Consider the following 21,975-nt stretch of genomic DNA (forward strand, 5'->3'; position numbering starts at 1 on the left):
AAGCAGAATCCCTCTTCCGGATCGTGGAAGTTGCGGATGTCGGAAGAGAGTGAGATGTGATGGACGTGACTGCCGCTTCCCAGCACGGCTACACGGTCAACCTGTCGATCCTGTTCAATGAGCTTCCGCTCCTGGAGCGCCCGGCCGCGGCCGCGGCCGCCGGCTTCACCGCCGCCGAGCTGTGGTGGCCGTTCGGCGAGGAGCACGCCCCGTCGCGGGCCGAGCAGGACGCGCTCCGCAAGGCCTTCGGTGACGCCGGCGTGCAGCTCACCGGCCTCAACTTCCTGGACGACCTGAGCAAGGGCGCCCGCGGCACCGTCTCCGTACCGTCCGAGCGGGAGCGCTTCCGGGCCAACGTCCCGGTCGCCGCCGAACTGGCCGCCTCGCTCGGCACCAAGGCGCTCAACGCGCTCTACGGCAACCGGATCGAGGGCGTCGACCCGGCCGAGCAGGACGCGCTCGCGCTGGAGAACCTCGTGCTGGCCGCCAGGGCCGCGCACGAGATCGGCGCGATCCTGCTGATCGAGGCGCTGAACCGGCCGGAGTCCCCGGACTACCCGCTGGTGTCCGCCGCCGCCGCCGTCGACGTCGTCGACAAGGTGAACGCCGCGACCGGCCTCGGCAACGCGAAGTTCCTCTGCGACCTCTACCACCTGGCCAAGAACGGCGAGGACCTGGCGGCCGTCATCGACACCTACGCCGACCGCTTCGGCCACGTGCAGATCGCCGACACCCCGGGCCGCAACGAGCCCGGCACCGGCGAGCTGGACTTCGAGGACCTCTTCGCCCGCCTCGCCGCCGCCGGCTACACCGGCCGGATCGGCCTCGAGTACCGCCCCTCCACCGGCGTCAGCGCCGACAGCTTCGAGTGGCTCCCGCGCGAGCTGCGTGCGTCCCGCTGACGCGCGCCGCCGAGCAAGCCCGCCCCACACCCTCCCCACCTACGGACAGAAGGAACGACGCGATGAGCCGCAAGATCGCTTTCGTCGGCCTCGGCATCATGGGCAAGCCCATGGCCATCAACCTGGTCAAGGCCGGTCACGACGTCACCGGATTCGACCTCTCCCAGGCCTCGATCGACGCCGTGATCGCGGCCGGCGGCCGGGGTGCCAGCAGCATCGCCGACGCGGTGAAGGACGCCGAGGTCGTCATCACCATGGTCCCGGCCGACCCCCACGTCGAGGCGGTCATCCTCGGCGAGGGCGGCGTGCTGGAGAACGTGAAGGCCGGCACCCTCGTGATCGACATGTCCTCGATCACCCCGCAGACCTCCATCAAGGTCGGCAAGGCCGCCGTCGAGAAGGGCGTGCGCGCCCTCGACGCCCCGGTCTCCGGCGGCGAGGCCGGCGCCGTCGAGGCGGTGCTGTCGATCATGGTCGGTGGCGCCGCCGAGGACTTCGCCGAGGCGAAGCCGCTGTTCGACGCGCTGGGCACCACGGTCATCCACGTCGGCCCGGCCGGCGCCGGCCAGACCGTCAAGGCCGCCAACCAGCTGATCGTCGCCGTCAACATCCAGGTGCTGGCCGAGGCCGTGGTGTTCCTGGAGAACGCCGGTGTCGACCTCGGTGCCGCGCTGGAGGTGCTCGGCGGCGGCCTGGCCGGCTCGACCGTGCTCAACCGCAAGAAGGCGAACATGCTCAACCGCGAGTTCGCCCCCGGCTTCCGGATCGACCTGCACCACAAGGACATGGGCATCGTCACCGACGCCGCCCGCGCCGTCGGTGCCGCGCTGCCGGTCGGCGCCGTGGTCGCCCAGCTGGTCGCCTCGGCCCGCGCCAACGGCGACGGCTCCCTCGACCACTCGGCGCTGCTGCGCGGCGTCGAGCGGCTGTCCGGCCGCGAGGTCAAGTAGCCGGCCGTCCCCCGGCCGCCGGCCGGGGGACCCCCGGGCCCGCCGCCACCCGTCCCGGGACGCGCGGCGGCCGGCACCCCCGGGGCCGGCGCCACGGCGCCGGCCCCCCCACGGACTCCTCCTGGTGGCGTGTACCTATCCGGTCGTGCCCGCGCCACCAGGAGGCCAGGCCCGATCGGCAGGCGGGCTGGGGCTCATCCGCCCCCTGCCGATCGACCAGACCGGTGACGCGCACTCCCTGTCGGGGGCACTTCGGTCGTGCCTGTTGCGCGTCGCCCGGCCCCCTCCCTCGCCGAGGGGAGCCTCTCGTACGTCGGAAGCGGGACGAGGGGAACGGCGGGGAGGGGGTCGCACCCCCCGACCCCCGGGCACATGCTTGACGAACCGATGCCAGACCAGTCCGGAAGTGAGGCCCACGCCATGCCCGCCACCCCCACCCAGGGCCATGTGGTCGTAGCTCCCGACAAGTTCAAGGGCACCCTGGAGGGCGCCGAGGTCGCCGCCCGGATCGCCGCCGGCATCCGCCGCGTCGCGCCCGGCGCCGACATCCGCGAACTGCCCGTCGCCGACGGCGGCGAGGGCACCCTGGCCGCCGCGCTGGCGGCCGGCTTCCACCGCGTTCCGGCCAAGGTGGCCGGCCCCACCGGTCTGCCGGTGGACGCCGCGCTCGCCGTCCGGGGCGACACCGCCGTGGTCGAGCTGGCCCAGTCCTCCGGACTCGCCCGGCTCCCCGGCGGCCGGACCGCCCCGCTCGCGGCCGGCTCGTACGGGGTCGGCCAGCTGATCGGCCGGGCGGTGGGCCTGGGGGCCAAGCGGATCGTGCTCGGCCTCGGCGGCAGCGCCTGCACCGACGGCGGCGCGGGCATGGTCCAGGCGCTCGGCGTCTCGCTGCGGGACGCCGACGGCGCCGAGCTGGCGCCCGGCGGGGCCGCCCTGCGCAAGCTGGCGCGGATCGACCTCGGACCGCTGGCCACCGCGACACCGGCGGCGGGGCTCGCCGGGGTCGAGGTCGTCGTGGCCTGCGACGTGGACAACCCGCTGCTCGGCCCGCGCGGCGCGACCGCCGTCTACGGCCCGCAGAAGGGCGCCGACGGCGACGACCTGGTGGTGCTGGAGGAGGGCCTGACCCGCTTCGCCGACGTGGTCGGCGAGGCCGTCGGACGGGACTTCCGCGACGCCCCCGGCGCCGGGGCCGCGGGTGGGGTGGGCTTCGCCGCCCTCGCCCTGCTCGGCGCCACCATGCGACCCGGCATCGAGCTGATGCTCGAACTGCTGGGTTTCGACGAGGCCGTGCGTGGGGCACGCCTCGTCGTGACCGGCGAGGGCTGCCTGGACGCTCAGACGCTCCACGGCAAGGCACCCGCCGGCGTTGCCGCGGCGGCCACCCGGGCGGGGGTTCGGGTGGCCGCTGTGGCGGGGCGGCTGGAACTGTCGGAGCGCGAGTGGCGGGCCGCCGGCTTCGCCGCCGCGTACGCCCTCACCGACCTGGCCGAACAGCCCGGCGACTCGATGACCCGCGCGGCGGAGCTCGCCGAGGTCGCCGGGGAGCGGCTGGCGACGGCCTTCCTGGCCCGCTGACCGGACCCCGCGGCACCCGCCGGCCGGAACCGCGCCTTCCGGCCGGCCGCCCCCGTGGCACCCGCCGGCCGGAACCGCCGGCACTCGTACGTTCCTCCATTGACGTTTTGTTGAAGGCGGCCCTAGGCTCCGGGCAATCCTTCGACGAACCCCCTTTCTTCCCCAGGCCACCCTCTTCAGGTTTCGGAGGTCCCCCATGCCCTTCAGCGAGACTGCGGTGATCCGCTCCCGCCGGGTGGTGCTGCCGGACGGCGAGCGTCCCGCGGACGTGCTGATCCGGGACGGGCGGATCGAGCAGATCGCCGCGCACGGCACCCTCCTCGCCGGCGACCAGCATCTGACCGACCTCGGCGACACCGCCCTGCTCCCCGGCCTGGTCGACACCCACGTGCACGTCAACGAGCCCGGCCGGACCGAGTGGGAGGGCTTCGCCACCGCCACCCGGGCGGCCGCCGCCGGCGGCGTCACCACCGTCATCGACATGCCGCTCAACTCCATCCCGCCCACCACCACCCCGGCCGGCCTGGAGGCCAAGCGGAAGACCGCCGAGGGCCAGGCCTGGGTCGACCTCGGCTTCTGGGGCGGCGCCGTCCCCGGCAACCTGCCCGACCTCGAACCGCTGCACCGCGCGGGCGTGTTCGGCTTCAAGAGCTTCCTCGCGCCGTCCGGCGTGGACGAGTTCCCGCACGTCGAACAGGCCGACCTGGAGGCCGCCCTGGCCGAGCAGGCCCGGCTCGGCGCGCTGGCGATCATCCACGCCGAGGACCCGGCCGTCCTGGCCGCCGCCCCGCAGCGGCCCGGCGTCCACTACCGGGACTTCCTCGCCTCGCGGCCCGCCGACGCGGAGACCGCCGCCGTCGCCCGGCTGCTGGACACCGCCCGCCGCACCGGCGCCCGCGTCCACATCCTGCACGTCTCCTCCGCCGCCGTGCTGCCGCTGCTGCGGCAGGCCCGCGAGGACGGCGTCCGGGTGACCGCCGAGACCTGCCCGCACTACCTCACCCTCGCGGCCGAGGAGGTGCCGGACGGCGACACCGCCTTCAAGTGCTGCCCGCCGATCCGCGACGAGGCCAACCGCGACGCGCTCTGGGCGGCCCTGGCGGCCGGCGAGTTCATCGCGATCGTCTCCGACCACTCGCCGTCCACCCCGGACCTCAAGCTGCTGCCCGAGTTCGGCGGCAGCGGCGACTTCGCCCGGGCCTGGGGCGGCATCGCCTCCCTGCAGCTCGGCCTGCCCGCGATCTGGACCGAGGCCCGCCGCCGCGGTCACACGCTCGCCGACGTGGTCCGCTGGATGGCGAGCGGCCCGGCCGCCCTCGCCGGCCTCACCGGCACCAAGGGCGCCATCGCCGTCGGCCACGACGCCGACCTGGTCGCCTTCGACCCCGACGCCGCGTTCGCGGTGCACGCCGCCGAGCTGCACCACCGCAACCCCGTCACCCCGTACGCGGGCCGGACCCTGACCGGCGCCGTACGCACCACCTGGCTGCGCGGCCGGGTCGTCGACGTCACCGCCGAGCCGTTCGGCCGTCAGATCACCCGCCCGGCCACCCGCCCCGATCACTCGTCCTGAGGAGTCTCAGTGAGCACCGTCAACACCCCGAGCGCTCCGTTCACCGAGCTGGTCAACCTGGCCTCCCGGCTGCTCGGCGCCGGCGTCGTCGCCACCAACGAGGACACCTTCGCCGACGCGGAGAACCTGCTGGTCGCCAAGCCCGCCGAGTTCCGCCCGCACACCTTCGGCCACAAGGGCCAGATCATGGACGGCTGGGAGTCCAAGCGCCGCCGCGGCATATCCGCCGACCAGCCGCACCCCACCGACGAGGACCACGACTGGACGATCGTCCGGCTCGGCGTCGGCGGCGTCATCCGCGGGCTCGTCGTCGACACCGCCCACTTCACCGGCAACTACCCGGAGAGCGCCTCCATCGAGGCCGCCGCCGTCCCGGGCCACCCCTCGCCGGAGGAGCTGGCCGCGGCCGAGTGGGTCGAACTGCTGCCGCGCACGCCCCTCCAGGGCGACACCGCGCACGAGTTCGCCGTCGACAACGCCACCCGCTTCACCCACGTACGCCTGAACATCTTCCCGGACGGCGGCGTCGCCCGGCTGCGCGTGCACGGCCAGGTGCTGCCCGACCCGCGCGAGCTGGACGGCCTCACCTTCGACCTGGCCGCCCAGGAGTACGGCGGCGTGGCCGAGGCGGCGTCCGACCGCTACTTCTCCTCCCCGCACAACCTGAACGCTCCCGGTCGCGCCTCCGTCATGGGCGAAGGCTGGGAGACCCGGCGTCGGCGCGACAAGGCCAACGACTGGGTGCAGATCGCCCTGGCCGGGGGCGGCGAGGTCCTGGCCGCCGAGGTGGACACCACCCACTTCGTCGCCAACGCCCCCGGCTGGGCCGACCTCGTCGGCTACGACGCCTCGAACGGCGGCAACCCGTCCGAGGACCGCGACGGCTGGTTCGAGATCCTCCCCCGCACCCGCCTGCAGCCCGACACCCGGCACCGCTTCCGGCTCGACGTCGGCCGCCCGGTGACCCACGTCCGGATCAACGTCTACCCGGACGGCGGCCTCGCCCGCCTGCGCCTCACCGGCCGGCTCACCGAGGCCGGCCGCGCCGCCCTCGCCCTGCGCTGGTTCAACGCCGTCCCGGCCGCCGAGGCCGTCACCGCGCTCACCGAGGCCGGCCTGGGCGCCGAGGAGGCCGCCGACCTGGCCGCCGCCCGTCCGCTGGCGGACCGGGCCGCGGCCACCGAGGCCGTCGCCGCGCTCCGCCCGGCCGACGGCCCGGACGGCGAGCACTCCTCCCGCCGCCGCTCCGCCGTCTGGCGCCTGCTCGGCATCTGAGGCCCCGTCACCTCGCGCCGAGCGACCGTCACCCCCCTCTCCACGCACCGCCTTCATCGACACCCCGAAGGACCCTCCATGTCCAAGATCCTGACCACGGAGTCCGGCGCGCCGATCGCCGACAACCAGAACTCGGCGTCCGCCGGCGAGTACGGCCCGCTGCTCATCCAGGACCAGCAGCTCCTGGAGAAGCTGGCCCGGTTCAACCGCGAGCGCATCCCGGAGCGCGTCGTGCACGCCCGCGGCTCCGGCGCGTACGGCTACTTCGAGGTGACCGACGAGGTCTCGCAGTACACCAAGGCCGCCTTCCTCTCCGAGGTCGGCAAGCGCACCGAGCTGTTCCTGCGCTTCTCCACCGTGGCCGGCAACCTGGGCTCCAGCGACGCCGTCCGCGACCCGCGCGGCTTCGCGGTGAAGTTCTACACCGAGGAGGGCAACTACGACCTCGTCGGCAACAACACCCCGGTGTTCTTCATCAAGGACCCGATCAAGTTCCCCGACTTCATCCACTCGCAGAAGCGCGACCCGTACACCGGCGTCCAGGAAGCCGACAACGTCTGGGACTTCTGGGCCCACTCGCCGGCCTCCACCCACCAGATCACCTGGCTGTTCGGCGACCGCGGCATCCCGGCCTCGTACCGCCACATGAACGGCTACGGCTCGCACACCTACCAGTGGGTCAACGAGCAGGGCGACGCCTACTGGGTGAAGTACCACTTCAAGACCAACCAGGGCATCCGCTCGCTGGACGGCGAGCAGTCCGCCGAGGTGCTCGGCGCCGACGCCGACTCGCACCAGCGCGACCTGCACCAGGCCATCGAGCGGGGCGTCTTCCCGTCCTGGACCCTCTACGTCCAGCTGATGCCGGTCGCCGAGGCCGCGGACTACCGCTTCAACCCCTTCGACCTCACCAAGGTGTGGCCGCACGCGGACTACCCGCTGGTCAAGGTCGGCCGCCTGGTGCTGAACCGCAACCCCGAGAACGTCTTCGCCGAGGTCGAGCAGTCCGCGTTCTCGCCGAACAACTTCGTGCCCGGCATCGGCCCCTCCCCGGACAAGATGCTCCAGGGCCGCCTGTTCGCCTACGCCGACGCCCAGCGCTACCGCCTCGGCGTCAACCACACCCTGCTCGCGGTGAACGCCCCGCGCGCCACCGAGGCGAACAACTACGGCCGGGACGGCTTCTCCGCCGTCAACAAGTCCGGCCGCGCCAAGAACTACGAGCCCAACTCGTACGACGGCCCCGCCCAGACCGACAGCGCGCTCGCCGCGCCGGTCAAGCTGGACGGCTACACCGGCACCTACACCACGCCGGCGCACACCAAGGACGACGACTTCTTCCAGGCCGGCGAGCTCTACCGGCTGATGTCGGAGGGCGAGAAGACCCGCCTGATCAACAACATCGCGGGCTTCCTGGCCCAGGTGACCCGCGACGACATCGTCGAGAAGAACCTCGCCCACTTCCACGCCGCCGACGAGGAGTACGGCGCCCGCCTGGAGGCCGCCGTCGCCAAGCTGCGCGCCGGCGACGAGGGCTGACGCACCGACTCCTTCCGACCCCCCCCTCACCGGCCGCCGGGGCCCGCACCCCGGCGGCCGCGGCCGGGCCTCTCCCCCCAGGGCAGTGGGGGAGGGGCCCGTTCGCCGTCCGGGGCCGCTGGCCCCGAGTGCGGTCGGCCGCCACCCCCGGCGAGGCTCGCCGCCCGCGAATTCGTGCACGGACGCTGACCCGGAGCCGCCGGACGGCTACGCTGACCGATCGTCAGAAAGGTTGTCCGACGGGGGGATCATGCGGATCGTCGTCAGCGTCGAGGACGAAGGACAGGGCAACGGTGCCGACGGCGGCGCCCTCCACGAGCTGCGCCGCTGGCTGGCCGAGGAGCCCGGGCTGCGCGGCCGGGTCGGGCGGGCGGGCGGGCCGTCCGAGCCGGGAAGCATGGGCCTGGCCGCCGACGCGCTGGTCGCCCTGCTCGAACCGGGCGGCGTGGCGGCCGTGTTCGCGGGGGCGGTGGTCGCCTGGGTGCGGACCCGGCGTGCCGGTCACACCCTCACGATCACCCGGCCGGACGGCAGCCGGCTGAGCCTCTCCACCCGACAGGTGAAGGGGCTGACGCCGCAACAGATGGCCGACCTGGTGAGAGAGTTGACCTCGGCGCTGGATGGCGGGTCGGACGGGCCGCCGACCTCCGGGGCGGCGGTCACCAGCCCGGGCTCCGGTTCCGCGGGTCCCGGTGCCGCCGGCCCCGCCCTTGAGGTCCCCGACCCCGCGGGCCCCGGAGCGGGTGGCCCAGGATCGGGCAGCCCAGGATCGGGCGGCCCCGGGGCGGGCGGTGACGGGGCCGCGCGGTGAGCGCCCCGCCGGGCCGGCTGTTCGGGCCGGGCGCGCGGGCCGTCCTGATCGGCACCGGCGCCCACCGGGCCGGCTCGCTGCTGCGGCCGCTGCCCGCCGTGGAGACCACGCTCGACGACGTCGAGACCGCGCTGCGCGAGCTCTGCGGGCTGGCAGCCGACGCGATCCACCGGTTGCCGCCCTACGCCACCGCCCCGGACGTGGTCACGCTGGTCGAGCGGCAGGCCGCCGAGGCCGAGGGCGTCCTGCTGCTCTACTACGTCGGCCACGGCATCCTGGGGCCCGGCAACGATCTCCACCTCGCCACCTGGGCCAGCGAGTCGGACGAGTCGATCGGCCACGCCGTCCCCTACACGGTGCTGCGGCACCTCCTCGGCACCGCCCGCCACGGCAGCGTCGTCGTCCTGGACTGCTGCTACTCCGGCCGGGCCGCCGTCCCCGAGGCCGGCCCGGGCGACCCGGCCGTCCACGCCCGGCCGCAGGGCAGCGCCCTGCTCAGCTCGGCCTCCCGCTACGAGCTCGCCTTCGCGCCGCCGGGCCGGCCGCACACGCTGTTCAGCGGGCGACTGCTCACCCTGCTCGCCGAGGGCGACCCGTCCGGTCCGCCGGACCTCACCCTGGACAGCCTCTACCGGGGCCTGGCCGGCCTGCCCTGGGACGGCGCCGGCCCGCGCCTGCAGAGCGACGGCGCCCTGGTCTCGGCGGTCCTCACCCGCAACCGGGCCTACCCCGAGCGGCCCGACTGGCGGCCGCTGCCGCCGGCACCCGGCCCCTGCCCGTACCCCGGCATGGGGGCGTTCAAGGCGGCGGAGACGGCCTACTTCTTCGGCCGCGAGCGGTTCACCGAGCGGCTCCTGGCGGAGGTCGGCACGCCGGGCCGGCAGGACGCCGTCCTCGTCGTCGGCTCCTCCGGCGTCGGCAAGTCCTCCCTGTTGCGGGCCGGCCTGCTGGCCGGGCTCGGGGAGCGCCGGGCGGAGCGGCCCCAGTCCGTGCCCTGGCCGGCCCTGCTGCTGCCCGCGCCCGGCGAGCACCCGCTGCACCTGCTCGCCGAACGGTGGGCCCAGAGCACCGGGCGGGCCCCCGACGACGTGCTGCGGGCGCTGTCGGCGGGGGAGTTCCCGCCCGCCCGGCCGGGGCACCAGACCCCGCGGCTGCTGCTGGTGGACCAGTTGGAGGAGGTCTTCACCCGCTGCGAGGACAAGGCCGAGCGGGACCGGTTCCTCTCCCTGCTCGGCCCCGCCCGGCCGGACCGGTCCGAACCGCCCGCCGGACCCGCCCCGTTCGCCCCGCCCGCCGCGCCTACCGCCCCCACCGCGCCCACCGCGCCCGCCCCGCCCACCGCGCCCGCCCCGCTCACCGCGCCCGCCCCGTCCGGGCGGCCGCTCGCCGTGCTGGCCGTCCAGGCCGACCACTACGGCCTCCTCACCGACCACCCCACCCTCTACGCCGCGGTGGAACGCGGCGTGGTCAACCTCCCGCCGCTGACGCCCGCCGAACTGCGCGAGGCCGTCGAACTCCCGGCGGCCCGGGCGGGTCTGAGCCTGGAGCACGGCCTCACCGACCGGCTCCTGCACGACCTGCGGCACGGCCGGCAGGACCGCCCGTCCTCGCCCGGTGCCGCCCTCCCGTTCCTGGCCCACGCCCTGCACGCCACCTGGCTGCACCGCAGCGGCCACGTCCTCACCCTCGCCGGCTACGAGCGCACCGGCGGCATCTGGCAGTCGGTCAGCAACACCGCCCAGCGGCTCCACGACGAGCTGGACGACCGGCGCCGCGGCGTCCTGCGGGACATCCTGCTGCGCATGGTGCACATCGGCCCGCAGGACGTCGCGGTGCGCCGGCGGGCCGGCCTCGCGGAGCTGCTGGACGGGCGCTCCGCCGCCGAGCAGCAGGTGATCAGCGAGGTGCTGGACCGCCTCACCCACGCCCGCCTGGTGGTGCGCGGCGGCGGCTTCGTCGAGATCAGCCACGAGGCGCTGCTGCGGGCCTGGGACCAGCTCGACCAGTGGCTCGGCGAGTCCAAGGAGGAACTGCTGGCCCGCCAGCGCCTCACCGGGCTGGCCGCCCGCTGGGAGGAGAGCGACCGCCGGAGCTCCTACCTGGTCGGCGGCGACCAGCTCGCCGCACTGCGCGGCCGGACCGACCCGGCCAGGACCGCCCCGGCGGCACGGATCACCCTCACCACCGCCGAGCTGGAGTACCTCCGGGCCTGCACGAAGCTGGAACGACGGCAGCGCCGGGCCAGGAGGTCCTTCCGCACGACGGCGGTCACCCTCGTGCTGGCGCTGGTCGGCGCGGTGGTCGTCGCCAGGTTCCAGCAGGGCCTCGCCGACGACCGCGCAGCGGAGGTCCGGTCGAAGCGGATCGCCGCGGTGGCGGACGCGCTCCGGCCCGACGACCCGGCGGCGGCACTGGAGATGAGCCTGGTGGCCTTCCGGACCGCCCCGACCGTGGAGGCGAGGTCCGCCCTGCTCCGGTCGGCGCTCACCCCGGTCCCGGCCGTTCTGGAGGGGCACGGCAACGCCGTCCTGAACCTCGCCTTCCAGCCCGGCGGCGCGACGCTCGCGAGTTCCTCGAAGGACCACACCGTGCGGACCTGGGACGTCTCCGACCCGGTCCGTCCGCACCCCCGGCAGACCCTGGCGGTGGACGGGACGGCCACCATCGCCTGGCGGCCGGACGGCCGGCACCTGTTCGCCCAGGCGGGCCGGCAGCTCTACGTCTGGGACCTCGCCGACCCGGACCACGCGCGCGAGGTCGCGCGGGTGACGGCCGACGACTCGGGCCTGGCCCACGGCTTGGCCGTCAGCCCGGACGGACGGCTGCTCGCGGTGGCCACCGACCGGGGTCTGGTGCTCTGGGACGTCACCGACCCGAGCCGGCCGACCGGCGGGCGGGTCGCCGGACCGGACGGCGAGACGCCGCTGAACTGCGTCGCCTTCCACCCGGACGGCCGGACCGTGGCGGTGGGGCTGCACGGAGGCAACATCCGGCTGTGGAACGCCCCCGACCGCCTGAGTGCCGCACCGGGGACGCTGATCACCGACGCCTACGCGTTCTCGGTCGCGATCAGCCCGGACGGCCGCACCCTGGCCGGCGGCGGCCCGGAGGACGTGAAGGCCTGGGACATCACCGACCGGGAGCACCCCCAGAAGGCCCTGGGCCCGTTCAGGCTGCCCGCCGGCACTCCCGCGCTGTCCTTCCGGGGGGACAGCCGCTACCTGGCCGGCGCCGGCTGGGACGGCCACGTGCGGGTCTTCACCGTCGGGCCGCAGGACAGCGACCTCGGCGGCCCGGACGAGCTGCCGTCGGAGGGTCGCGGGACGACCGGCCCCCGGCCCGACCTCGCCACGCTGGGACCGGGCGACGAGGACGACGTGCCGATGCCGCCGTACGCGGTCCAGGCGGTCGCCTACCGGCCGGACAACCGCGCTCTCGCGGCGGGCCGCTACGACGGCGGCATCCGCCTCTGGAGCCCGCTGCGGCGTTCGGTGCCGGACCTCGCGGCGCAGCGCGGGACGGTCTCGGGCTCCATGCTCTCGGCGGACGGCGGCTTCTACGTGGGGACGGACGTCGTCGCGGACACCGCCCGGATCTGGCGGATCGCAGACCCCGACAAGGCCCCGTCGGTGGCGGCCGTGCTGCCGGAGCCGTGGGCCCGGGCGCGCTTCCTGCCCGGGCGCGCGGCGCTGATCAGCCAGAACCGGGACGGGACGAGGCTCAAACTCTGGGACTTCACCGACGGAGCGCTCACACCGGGCCAGGAGTTCGAGCATTCGGGCGACGGTGACGCGGGCTCGGCGGGCTTCGCGCTCGCCCCGGACGGGAAGCGTCTGCTGCTGCACCGGGCGGCCACCGGCGACGCGGTGATCTGGAACATCGAGCGGCTGGACCGCGCCGAGCAGGAGGGGACGATCGGCGGGGCCGGTCCGCAGGCCGTTCCCTCGTTCACCGGCCCGCGGTCGGCGGCGCTGCTGCTGCCCCGGCAGGCGCAGTTCTGGGACTTCGTCGATCCGCGCCACCCGGTCCAGACGGCCCGGGTCGACGAGCCGCCGCAGGCGCTCTACCGCACGGAGGGTGACTGGCTGTTGGTCACCGCGCCGTTGAAGGATCCGGAGCCGGGGCGGCGGGAGATCGGCGAGCCCGTGATCCGGCTCTGGTCCCCGGGCGGCCCCGACGGCGCCCGCACCATGGGCACGCTGGCGGGCGACGGCCACGTCAACGCGCTGGTCTCCGACCACCTGCTCGCGGTGGCGAGCGACCGGGGCAGGCCCGCCCTGCTGAGGCTGCCGGAGCTGCGCCCGGTCGTCCTCCAGGGCGGTCTGACCGCCCTGTCCGGGCTGGAGGCCGCTCAGAAGAGCGGCCGGCTGGTGGGCTGGAAGACGGCGGACGGCGGCGGCCTGGCGATCTGGCGCGCGCCCTCGGCGGCCGACGAGGACGGCGCGGGGGCCGAACTCCTGGCCAACGCCGAACGGTTGAAGGACTACGCGCGGATCGACCTGAAGCGCCTCACGGTGCTGGCGATCGGCCCGACGGACGGGGCGATGCTGCTGGACTTCGACTCCGACCTGCTGCGGGCGCTGGACGTGGGCGTGCTGCTGGTGCCCACCGGTCTGGACGACGAGCTGCCGAAGGCGCTCTGCGCCGCGCTGCCGGGGCGGATGAGCGAGGAGAAGTGGCAGGGGCTGCTGCCCGGCACCGAGTACACCGATCCCTGCCCGCCGGCCTCCTGAGACCTCCGCGCGGTGCGGTGCCCGTTCCGGCCGGCGATCGGAGGCATATGCCGGTCAAGCCCGTTCACGATACCTGCACCAATATCCTCGGACGGCAACTGCCGGGCGCCCGGGGTGGATAGGCTGGAGAAGCCCGCGGATCGCTCCCCGGGCGGACATCGGAAGGGGACGACATGTCGACACCAGCCCCGGGTCGTCACGCCGCACCGGACCAGGGCATGCCCGGTCCCTTCACCTCCTTGCAGCACGCCCTGAGACTGATGGAGGCCGTCGACCGGCACCCCGGCGGCGCCACCCTGGTCTCCCTCGCCCGGGAGACGTCCCTGAGCCTGCCGACGGTGCGCCGGCTCGCCGAGATCCTGGAGATCGAGGGCTATCTCCAGTGCCAGGACGGCGGTTGGGTGCTCGGCGGTACCTTCGCGCTGCTCGGGCAGCAGAACCGGGAGCAGCTGGTGCGCGCCCGGATGGACCGCAAACTCGCCGAGCTCCGCGACGAGTTGGGTGCGGCCGTGTACTTCAGCCGGTACCACGACGGGGAGTTGTCGGTGGAGGCGGTCGCCGCGGGCGAGCACGCGCCGGCGGTGCAGGAGTGGGTGGACTTCCGGGCCACCGCGCACGCCAGCGCGATCGGCAAGTGCCTGCTGAGCCAGCTCGACTACGACGCCCGCCGGGACCACCTGTCCCGGCACCCGGTGGCCCGGCTCACCTCGCGCACCATCACCGACGCCGACCAGCTGATGCACCGGCTGGAGCGCCAGCCGGCCACCGTGCCGGTGCTGGACATCCAGGAGTACGCGCTCGGCACCGTCTGCGCGGCCGTTCCGGTGACGGCGGGCAGCACGGTCGGCTGCCTGGCCACCTCGATGCCGGTGGACAACGTGCACCGGCTGAAGGCGGCCGCCGAGCTGCTGGCGGCCCGGGCCGCGCCGCTGATGCTCGCCATGGCGGTCTGACCGTCCGACAGGGCCCGTGGCCCCGCCGACACCCCGCCCGGGGATTCGGCGGGGCTTCCGCGTTTCCGGGAGCCTCCCGCGGTGTACATCACTTATTAGACTCGATGTCGATAAGAGTCGCCGAAACCCTTGTCGCCACCACTACCCGCGAGTACGTTTCCCTCAGTCGAGCAGCCACCCGCAGGTCAGGAGGGCCTCCCATGTCCCGCAGCACACCCGTCCCCGCCGTCGCCGCCCCCGCCTCGCGAGTCCACGACGCCCTGGTCCTGGAACCCCGCGACGTCCGCTTCGACTGGGCCCGGCTGCCGCTGCACTGGATCCCGGACGAGCCGATGGCCACCCACGTCATCAACGTCCTCCACCTGCTGCTCCCCGAGGGCGAGCGCTGGTTCGTCAAGGTGTTCAAGGAGGCGCTGCCGCTGATCCGGGACGAGCGGCTGCGCGAGGAGGTGCTCGGCTTCATCGGGCAGGAGGCCATCCACGCCGAGGCGCACCAGGAGGTGCTGGACCACCTGCTCGGCCAGGGCCTCGACCCGCGCCCCTACGTCCGGCAGGTCTCCTGGCTGTTCCGCCGGGTGCTCGGCGACAAGCCCGGCCTGACGCCCGCCCAGCGGCGCGAGAACGTCATCGAGCGGGTCGCCTTCATCGCGGCGATCGAGCACTTCACCGCCTTCCTCGGCAACTGGGCGCTCAACTCCCCGGGCCTGGACCGGGCCGAGGCCGACCCGACGATGCTCGACCTGCTGCGCTGGCACGGTGCCGAGGAGGTCGAGCACCGCAGCGTCGCCTTCGACCTGATGGTCCACCTCGACCCCGGGTACCTGCGCCGGATCCGCGGCATGGTCGTCTCCGGCCCGCTGCTGGTGCACCTCTGGGTGCGCGGCGCCCGCTTCCTGCTGGCCGCCGACCCGACCCTGGACGGCCGGCTCAAGCCCACCTGGCGCGAGGCCGGCCGGATCGCCAAGCGCGGCCTGCTGCCCGACCCGCTCCAGTCGGTCCGCTCCGGCCTGCGCTACCTGCGGCCCGGCTACCACCCCACCCAAGAGGGCTCCTCCAGCCAGGCCCTCGGCTACCTCGCCACCTCCCCGGCCGCCCGCGCCGCCGCCACCCACTGACGGCCGGAGGGGTCAACGGGGCACGGGCGACGGACCACGGACGACGGCCCGCGGCCTGCGGACGACGGCTCACGGCGAACAGATGACAGCTAACAGATTTCATCAGTTGAAATCTGTTAGCTGAAAGTTGAACGCTGAAAGTTGTCATCTGTCATCTGTTCGCCCCGCCAGCCGCCCTCGCCCCCGCTGCCACCCCGCTACCCTCGCGCCGGCCCGCCGCCCCCCGCCCGCCGTCCCCGACCGAAGGAACCGCATGGACCTGGACACCCCGCCGCCCGACCTCTACGGCCGCCCCCGCGCCGACCGGTTCCTGCAGCGCCTCACCGCCTTCGGCGACCGCTACTCCCCGGCGCTCGGCGGTCCGCTGCTGCGGCGCAGCCCCCGCCGCCCGCAGAGCCGACCCGTCCCCCCGCTGCAACTGGTCGTCACCGCCCGCCGTCAGGTCGCCGTCGACGCCGTCGAGCTGCGGCTCGCCGACCCCTCCGGCGGCCCCCTCCCGGCCTGGCAGCCCGGCGCGCACCTGCGGCTCGCGCTCGCCTCCGGCCGCGAGCGCCACTACTCGCTCTGCGGCGACCCGGCCGACCGCACCCACTACCGGATCGCCGTGCGCCGGCTCCCCGGGGGAGGCGGCGGCTCGGTGGAGATCCACGACACCCTGCACCCCGGCAGCCGCCTCACCGCCCGCCGCCCGCGCAACGGCTTCGCCTTCTGCGCCGAGCCGGCCGTCCTGCTGCTGGCCGGCGGAATCGGCGTCACCCCGCTGCTCCCGATGGCCCGCGAGGCGCAGCGGCACGGCCTGGACTGGCAGCTCGTCCAGGTCGGCCGCACCGCCGACACCCTCCCGTACGCGGACGAGCTGCGCGCCCTGGACCCGCGCCGGGTCCACCTGCGCACCGACGACGAGCACGGCGGCGTGCCGACCGGCGCCGAGCTGCTCGCGCACGCCCCGCACGGCGCCGCCGTCTACTGCTGCGGCCCGGCCCCGATGCTGGCCGCCGTCCAGCGGGCGCTGGACGACTCGCCCGCCGCCTCGTTGCACTTCGAGCGCTTCGGCGCCGCCCCGATCACCGACGGCGAGCCGTTCACCGTCCGCCTCGGCGCGGACGGTCCGCCGCTCGACGTCCCCGCCGACCGGTCCGCCCTGGACGTGCTCCGCGAGGCCCGCCCCGACCTGCCGTACTCCTGCCACCAGGGTTTCTGCGGCACCTGCGAGGTCCGCCTGCTCGCCGGCCGGCCCGATCACCGAGACCGCCGTCTCACCCCCGAGCAGCGCGCCGCCGGCGCCCTGCTGCCCTGCGTCTCCCGGGCCGCCGAGGGCGAGACCCTCGTCCTGGACGTGTAAAGGAGAGCCCCGCCGTGCCCCGCACCCCCGCCTTCCCGTTCACCGAGCACGACCTCGCCCGGTTCCGGGAGACCCAGCAACTCGCCTACCACTGCGCCGAACAGGTCGCCGCCTGGATCGAACCCGGCGTCACCGAGCGCCAGGCCACCGCCAAGCTGCGCCGCTGCCTGGTCGCCGCCGGCGTGCAGGACTTCTTCCACGTCCCGTTCGCCTGGTTCGGCGACCGGACGGCGTTCCGGCACTTCCACACCCCGCTCCAGTTCTTCGCGGGCAACCGCCGCCTGGAGGAGGGCATGCCGTACGTGCTGGACTGCGCGCCGGTCGTGGACGGCTACACCGCCGACATCGGCTACGGCGGCAAGGTCGGCGAGAACCCGGTCTGGGACCGGCTCGCCGCCGACCTCCAGGTGTACCGCGAGCTGATCCTCGCCGAGGTCCGCGCCCGCAAGCCGCTGAACGAGGTGTACGCGGCCGTCGACGCGCAGATCGAGGTGCACGGCTACGACAACCGCCACCGCGTCTACCCGGGCCGGGTGATCGGCCACCAGGTGACCCGGATGACCGCCCGCGGACCGGCCGGGGTCAACCTGTTCGGTTTCGGGGTGCGTACACTCCAGACCCTCGGCCGCGAGCTGATCGGCGAACGCCTGCACGGCCGCTCGCCGCTCTGGGCGGACGGCCGGTCCTCCCGGCACGCGCCGACCCCGGGCCTGTGGGCGGTGGAGCCGCACATCGGGTTCCGGGAGGTGGGCATCAAGTTCGAGGAGCTGCTGGTGGTCACCGAGGACGACGCGTACTGGCTCGACGACGACCTGCCGCACGTCCGCCGCTGGACCACGGCGGTCACCGCCACCACCCCCACCGCCCCCACCGCCACCCCCACCGCCACCACCCCCACCCCCACCGCCACCACCCCCACCCCCACCACCGCCGCCATCACCACGCCGACCACCGCGACCGACGACGCACCCACCCCGGCGACCGCCCAGGAGACGACCCGATGACGCCCCCCCGGACGACCACCCGCCGCCGGACCGTCACCTCCGGCGGGCTGCCGCTCGCCGTCTTCGAGGACGGCGACCCCGCCGCGCCCACCGTCCTCCTGGTGCACGGCTACCCCGACACCCACGTGGTCTGGGACGACGTCGCCGACGACCTCGCCCGCGACCACCACGTCGTCCGCTACGACGTGCGCGGCGCCGGTGAGTCCGGCGTCCCGGCCACGCGCGACGGCTACCGGCTGGAGCGGCTCGCCGCCGACCTGTTCGCGGTCGCCGACGCCGTCAGCCCGGACCGCCCGGTGCACGTGGTCGCCCACGACTGGGGCTCGCTGCAGTCCTGGGAGGCCGTCACCACCCCCGGCGCCGAGGACCGGCTCGCCTCCTACACCACCATGTCCGGGCCCTGCCTCGACCACATGGGCTTCTGGCTGCGCGACCGCTACCGCCGGCCCACCCCCCGCCACCTGCGGCAGCTGCTCTCCCAGGGCGTGCACTCCTGGTACATCACCGCCTTCCACCTGCCCTACCTCGCCCCCGGCATCTGGCGGCTCGGCCTGGCCCGCGCCTGGGGCCGGGTGCTGCGCGACCTGGAGGAGGTCACCCCGCGCGCCGGCCACCCGCAGCCCACCCTGCGGCGGGACGCCGTGCGCGGCATCGAGCTGTACCGGGCGAACATGCGGCCCGCGCTGCGCCGACCGCGCGAGCGGCCCACCAAGGTGCCGGTCCAGCTGATCACCCTGACCAAGGACCACTACGTCGGCGAGTTCCTCTCCGAGGGGCTGGAGCGCTGGGTGCCCGACCTGACCCGCCGCTCGCTGCACGCCACCCACTGGTCCGCCCTGCTGGAGAAGGGATCCACCGTGGCCGGCATGGTCCGCGAGTTCACCGCCGCCGTCGACGCCGGGCGCAGCGCCGAACGGGCCCGCCCCGGCGAGCTGGTCGTCGTCACCGGCGGCGGCAGCGGCATCGGCCGGGCCACCGCGCTGGCCTTCGCCGAGCAGGGCGCCCGGGTCGTGGTGTGCGACCTCGACCTCGACGCGGCCCGGCGCACCGCCGAACTCGCCGGCCTGATCGGCCCGCCGGCCCACGCCTACCGGGTCGACGTCAGCGACGGCGCCGCCGTGGACGCCTTCGCGGAGACGGTCGCCGCCGAGCACGGCATCCCCGACGTGGTGGTCAACAACGCCGGCATCGGCCACTCCGGGACGTTCCTGCAGACCACCGAGAAGGAGTGGCAGCGCGTCCTGGACGTCAACCTCTGGGGGGTCATCCACGGCTGCCGCGCCTTCGGCAACCTGATGGCCGACCGGGGCGCCGACGGCCACATCGTCAACCTCGCCTCGGCCGCCGCCTACCTGCCGTCCAAGGCGCTCACCGCCTACGCGACCAGCAAGGCCGCCGTCTTCATGCTCTCCGACTGCCTGCGCGCCGAGCTGGCCGCCCACGGCATCGGCGTCTCCACCATCTGCCCCGGCATCGTCAACACCAACATCACCCGTACCTCCACCTTCTCCGGCACCAGTCCCGCCGAACAGGCCGCCAAGCAGGCCCGCGCCGCCCGGCTCTACGCCCGCCGCGGCTTCCCGCCCGAGAAGGTCGCGGCCGCGATCGTGCACGCCGTCCGCACCGGCAGGCCGGTCGTCCCCGTCACCCCCGAGGCCAAGGCGGCCCGCTTCCTCAGCCGCCTCTCCCCGGGCCTCCTCCGTCTCGCCGCCCGCCTCAACGTGACCTGAGGGGGTCCTGCCCGACGGCCCCTCAGAGGGCGTCGGGCAGGATCCGGAAGGTACCCCGCGTTGGCAAGGCGTCCATAATCCCGACAGGAGGTGTCGGGGTTCCACGGCAGCATCGTCGTTGTCGGCGAAAGCGCGAGGAAGGACGAGGCATGGGACAGCCGCTCAAGGGCAAGGTCGCACTGGTGGCGGGGGCCACCCGAGGGGCCGGGCGGGGGATCGCGGTGCAGTTGGGTGCGGCGGGGGCGACGGTCTACGCGACCGGGCGCAGCGCCGAGGGGCACCGGTCGGAGTACGGGCGGGCGGAGACGCTGGAGGAGACGGCGGCGCTGGTGACCGCGGCGGGCGGGCGGGGCATCGCGGTGCGGGCCGACCACCTGGTGCCCGCCGAGGTGGCGGCGGTGGCGGAGCGGATCGAGGCCGAGCAGGGCGGGCTGGACGTCCTGGTGAACGACATCTGGGGCGGCGAGCAACTGTTCGCGTGGGAGAGCCCGGTCTGGGAGCACGACCTCGACAACGGGCTGCGGCTGCTGCGCCTCGCCGTCGAGACGCACGCGATCACCAGCCACCACCTGCTGCCGCTGCTGCTGCGCCACCCGGGCGGGCTGGTGGTGGAGATGACCGACGGCACCGTCGAGTACAACGCGACCCGCTACCGGAACTCCTTCTTCTACGACCTCGCCAAGGCCTCGGTGCTGCGGATGGCCTTCGCCCTGGGGCACGAGCTCGGCCCGCGCGGGGCGACGGCGGTGGCGCTCACGCCCGGCTGGATGCGGTCGGAGATGATGCTGGAGCACTTCGGCGTCACCGAGGAGACCTGGCGCGAGGCGACCGCGCGGGAGCCGCAGTTCGGCATCTCGGAGTCGCCCGCGTACGTCGGCCGCGCGGTGGTCGCGCTGGCCGCCGACCCCGAACGCGCCCGCTGGAACGGGAAGTCGACCTCCAGCGGCGCCCTGGCGGGGGAGTACGGCTTCACCGACCTCGACGGCAGCCGCCCGGACGCGTGGCGCTACCTGGTGGACGTGGAGCGGGCGGAGGGCCCGCTGGACCCGGCCGGCTACCGCTGAGCACCGGCTCGGGCGGCGGCGGAGTACAGCGCCGCCGTCCGGGCCGCCGCCCGCGCCAGCCGCCGCCGCAGTTCCGGTGGTTCGAGCAGCTCGGCCTCGGGACCGAGCCGCAACAGCTCGTCGTAGGCGACCTCCGCCGACTCCACCGGGAGCCGGACGGTGACCCAGCCGTCGCCGTCCGGCTCACCGGCGGTCGCCAGGGCCTGCCGGGCGGCGACCGGCTCCAGCAGGTGGGGGAGCCGCTCGGCGCCGAGCGGGCTGAGCCGCACCAGGACGCTCTCCCGCAGCAGCGAGCGGGCGAACTCGGCGGCCTTGGCCTCCCAGTACGCGGCGAGGTCGAACCCCTCGTCGCGTTCGAACCGCGGCTCCAGCGGCTCGGCGGACTCCAGCCGGTCCACCCGGTACACCCGCGCGCCGCCCGTGCCGCCCGTGCCGTCCGCGCCGCCCGTGCCGTCCGCACCGTCCGCGCCGCCCGTGCCGCCCGTGCCGCCCGTGCCGTCCGGGCGGGCCACCAGGTACCAGGCGCCCGCCTTCAGCACCAGGCCGTACGGCTGCAGCGTCCGTTCGACGGCGGCCTGCCCGCTCCGCCGGTAGCGGACCCGCAGCAGCCGCTCTCCCCAGACGGCCCGGGCGACCTCGGCGAGCAGCGGCGGCGCGGGCGCGGTGCGGAACCAGCCGGGCGCGTCCAGGTGGAACCTCCGCACGCCGGCCGAGGGCGCCTCGCCGAGTTCGGCCAGCACCTTCAGCCGGGCGGCCAGCGCCGGGCCGTCGAGCCCCATGTCGCCCAGCGGGCCGGGCAGTCCGGCGAGCAGCAGCACTTCGGCCTCGGCCCGGTCCAGCCCGGTCAGCCGGGTGCGGTAGCCGTCCAGCAGCCGGTAGCCGCCGCCCCGCCCGCGGTCGGCGTACACCGGCACCCCGGCCTCGGCCAGCGCCAGCACGTCCCGCTGGACGGTGCGCTCGGACACCTCCAGCTCCGCGGCCAGCTCGGGCCCGGTCATGCTCCGCCGCGCCTGGAGCAGCAACAGGAGCGATATCGCGCGCGCCGCCCGCATCGGCCACAACCTCCCTCGTCACCCCGATCCTAGGGCGCGCCGTTGTGGATCCGGGGTGGTCGTCTGTTACCCAGGAGGTCCAGGGGGTTCATCACCGAGCGGAAGCGAAGGAGCACCCATGGCCACCGGCACCGTGCAGTCCTACCACGTGAACCACGGCTACGGCCTGATCACGCCCGACGAGGAGGGGCCCGCGCTGTACGTGTACTTCGACTCGATCGTCGGCGGGGAGGACCGGGCGCTCGCCGAGGGCCAGCGGGTGGAGTACGACCCGACCGAGCAGGAGGGCCGCTGGGTGGCCGAGCGGGTACGCCCGCTGTAGTAAGCCGTAAGCCGTAAGCCGTAAGCCGTAAG

General features: G+C 74.9%; 16 protein-coding genes. 15 read left to right on the top strand and 1 reads right to left on the bottom strand.

The features are described from left to right. The first annotated feature begins 59 nt into the window (after positions 1-59). The 14 genes from ACFVHB_RS23995 (at position 60) to ACFVHB_RS24060 (ending at position 20,569) form a co-directional block, all read left to right on the top strand. Positions 60-902 carry a TIM barrel protein gene (locus ACFVHB_RS23995; RefSeq protein ID WP_380325826.1) on the top strand — a complete coding sequence of 281 codons (843 nt, stop codon included), beginning with the start codon at positions 60-62 and terminating at the stop codon, positions 900-902. Between the two features lie 62 nt (positions 903-964). Next, on the top strand, positions 965-1,852 hold the full coding sequence (locus tag ACFVHB_RS24000) for a 2-hydroxy-3-oxopropionate reductase (RefSeq protein ID WP_380325829.1): 888 nt from the start codon (positions 965-967) through the stop codon (positions 1,850-1,852). Positions 1,853-2,272: 420 nt separating this feature from the next. Next, the gene (locus tag ACFVHB_RS24005) at positions 2,273-3,430 is read left to right on the top strand and encodes a glycerate kinase (RefSeq protein WP_380325831.1); all 1,158 of its coding nucleotides are present in this window, start codon (positions 2,273-2,275) and stop codon (positions 3,428-3,430) included. 196 nt (positions 3,431-3,626) lie between these two features. Beyond that, positions 3,627-5,003 (top strand): allantoinase AllB, encoded by a 1,377-nt coding sequence (gene allB, locus ACFVHB_RS24010; protein ID WP_380325834.1) that lies wholly within the window; start codon positions 3,627-3,629, stop codon positions 5,001-5,003. Between the two features lie 9 nt (positions 5,004-5,012). Next, on the top strand, positions 5,013-6,278 hold the full coding sequence (alc, locus tag ACFVHB_RS24015; RefSeq protein ID WP_380325837.1) for an allantoicase: 1,266 nt from the start codon (positions 5,013-5,015) through the stop codon (positions 6,276-6,278). Between the two features lie 78 nt (positions 6,279-6,356). Beyond that, positions 6,357-7,817 carry a catalase gene (locus tag ACFVHB_RS24020; protein ID WP_380325840.1) on the top strand — a complete coding sequence of 487 codons (1,461 nt, stop codon included), beginning with the start codon at positions 6,357-6,359 and terminating at the stop codon, positions 7,815-7,817. A 250-nt stretch (positions 7,818-8,067) separates the two neighbouring features. Beyond that, complete coding sequence (locus ACFVHB_RS24025; protein ID WP_380325843.1) at positions 8,068-8,628, top strand: hypothetical protein; 561 nt, start codon at positions 8,068-8,070, stop codon at positions 8,626-8,628. Beyond that, positions 8,625-13,361, top strand: coding sequence for a hypothetical protein (locus ACFVHB_RS24030; RefSeq protein ID WP_380325846.1), 4,737 nt, complete (start codon positions 8,625-8,627; stop codon positions 13,359-13,361). Before ACFVHB_RS24025 ends, ACFVHB_RS24030 begins: the two co-directional genes overlap by 4 nt. 173 nt (positions 13,362-13,534) lie before the next feature. Continuing rightward, a complete protein-coding gene (locus ACFVHB_RS24035) occupies positions 13,535-14,314 on the top strand; it encodes an IclR family transcriptional regulator (RefSeq protein WP_380325849.1) in 780 nt (259 codons plus the stop codon). Between the two features lie 200 nt (positions 14,315-14,514). Then, positions 14,515-15,429: a metal-dependent hydrolase gene (locus ACFVHB_RS24040; RefSeq protein WP_380325852.1), complete on the top strand. Its 915-nt coding sequence runs from the start codon at positions 14,515-14,517 to the stop codon at positions 15,427-15,429. Between the two features lie 253 nt (positions 15,430-15,682). Then, the gene (locus ACFVHB_RS24045; RefSeq protein ID WP_380325855.1) at positions 15,683-16,771 is read left to right on the top strand and encodes a PDR/VanB family oxidoreductase; all 1,089 of its coding nucleotides are present in this window, start codon (positions 15,683-15,685) and stop codon (positions 16,769-16,771) included. A gap of 14 nt (positions 16,772-16,785) precedes the next feature. After that, the gene (locus ACFVHB_RS24050) at positions 16,786-17,775 is read left to right on the top strand and encodes a M24 family metallopeptidase (protein WP_380325858.1); all 990 of its coding nucleotides are present in this window, start codon (positions 16,786-16,788) and stop codon (positions 17,773-17,775) included. Then, positions 17,772-19,505 carry an SDR family oxidoreductase gene (locus ACFVHB_RS24055; protein WP_380325861.1) on the top strand — a complete coding sequence of 578 codons (1,734 nt, stop codon included), beginning with the start codon at positions 17,772-17,774 and terminating at the stop codon, positions 19,503-19,505. Before ACFVHB_RS24050 ends, ACFVHB_RS24055 begins: the two co-directional genes overlap by 4 nt. A gap of 149 nt (positions 19,506-19,654) precedes the next feature. Next, on the top strand, positions 19,655-20,569 hold the full coding sequence (locus ACFVHB_RS24060; protein WP_380325864.1) for an SDR family oxidoreductase: 915 nt from the start codon (positions 19,655-19,657) through the stop codon (positions 20,567-20,569). Here the strand turns inward: ACFVHB_RS24060 and ACFVHB_RS24065 are convergent. Continuing rightward, positions 20,560-21,621: a helix-turn-helix transcriptional regulator gene (locus ACFVHB_RS24065; RefSeq protein WP_380325867.1), complete on the bottom strand. Its 1,062-nt coding sequence runs from the start codon at positions 21,619-21,621 to the stop codon at positions 20,560-20,562. The two genes, ACFVHB_RS24060 and ACFVHB_RS24065, sit on opposite strands and share 10 nt — an antisense overlap. 118 nt (positions 21,622-21,739) lie before the next feature. On the opposite strand from ACFVHB_RS24065, the gene ACFVHB_RS24070 reads away from it, so the two are divergent. Then, positions 21,740-21,943 carry a cold-shock protein gene (locus ACFVHB_RS24070; RefSeq protein WP_380325870.1) on the top strand — a complete coding sequence of 68 codons (204 nt, stop codon included), beginning with the start codon at positions 21,740-21,742 and terminating at the stop codon, positions 21,941-21,943. The last annotated feature ends 32 nt before the right edge of the window (positions 21,944-21,975 follow it).

The sequence above is a fragment of the Kitasatospora sp. NPDC127111 genome (assembly GCF_042677465.1).
Classification (GTDB): domain Bacteria; phylum Actinomycetota; class Actinomycetes; order Streptomycetales; family Streptomycetaceae; genus Kitasatospora.

What these genes read in the sequence shown, in the direction of transcription:
- ACFVHB_RS24025 (WP_380325843.1), top strand. Translation starts at nt 8,068, where the DNA reads ATGCGGATCGTCGTCAGCGTCGAGGACGAAGGACAGGGCAACGGTGCC.
- ACFVHB_RS24035 (WP_380325849.1), top strand. Translation starts at nt 13,535, where the DNA reads ATGTCGACACCAGCCCCGGGTCGTCACGCCGCACCGGACCAGGGCATG.
- ACFVHB_RS24045 (WP_380325855.1), top strand. Translation starts at nt 15,683, where the DNA reads ATGGACCTGGACACCCCGCCGCCCGACCTCTACGGCCGCCCCCGCGCC.
- ACFVHB_RS24065 (WP_380325867.1), bottom strand. Translation starts at nt 21,621, where the DNA reads ATGCGGGCGGCGCGCGCGATATCGCTCCTGTTGCTGCTCCAGGCGCGG.
- ACFVHB_RS24020 (WP_380325840.1), top strand. Translation starts at nt 6,357, where the DNA reads ATGTCCAAGATCCTGACCACGGAGTCCGGCGCGCCGATCGCCGACAAC.
- ACFVHB_RS24000 (WP_380325829.1), top strand. Translation starts at nt 965, where the DNA reads ATGAGCCGCAAGATCGCTTTCGTCGGCCTCGGCATCATGGGCAAGCCC.
- ACFVHB_RS24040 (WP_380325852.1), top strand. Translation starts at nt 14,515, where the DNA reads ATGTCCCGCAGCACACCCGTCCCCGCCGTCGCCGCCCCCGCCTCGCGA.
- ACFVHB_RS24070 (WP_380325870.1), top strand. Translation starts at nt 21,740, where the DNA reads ATGGCCACCGGCACCGTGCAGTCCTACCACGTGAACCACGGCTACGGC.
- ACFVHB_RS24060 (WP_380325864.1), top strand. Translation starts at nt 19,655, where the DNA reads ATGGGACAGCCGCTCAAGGGCAAGGTCGCACTGGTGGCGGGGGCCACC.
- ACFVHB_RS24005 (WP_380325831.1), top strand. Translation starts at nt 2,273, where the DNA reads ATGCCCGCCACCCCCACCCAGGGCCATGTGGTCGTAGCTCCCGACAAG.
- ACFVHB_RS23995 (WP_380325826.1), top strand. Translation starts at nt 60, where the DNA reads ATGGACGTGACTGCCGCTTCCCAGCACGGCTACACGGTCAACCTGTCG.
- ACFVHB_RS24055 (WP_380325861.1), top strand. Translation starts at nt 17,772, where the DNA reads ATGACGCCCCCCCGGACGACCACCCGCCGCCGGACCGTCACCTCCGGC.
- allB (WP_380325834.1), top strand. Translation starts at nt 3,627, where the DNA reads ATGCCCTTCAGCGAGACTGCGGTGATCCGCTCCCGCCGGGTGGTGCTG.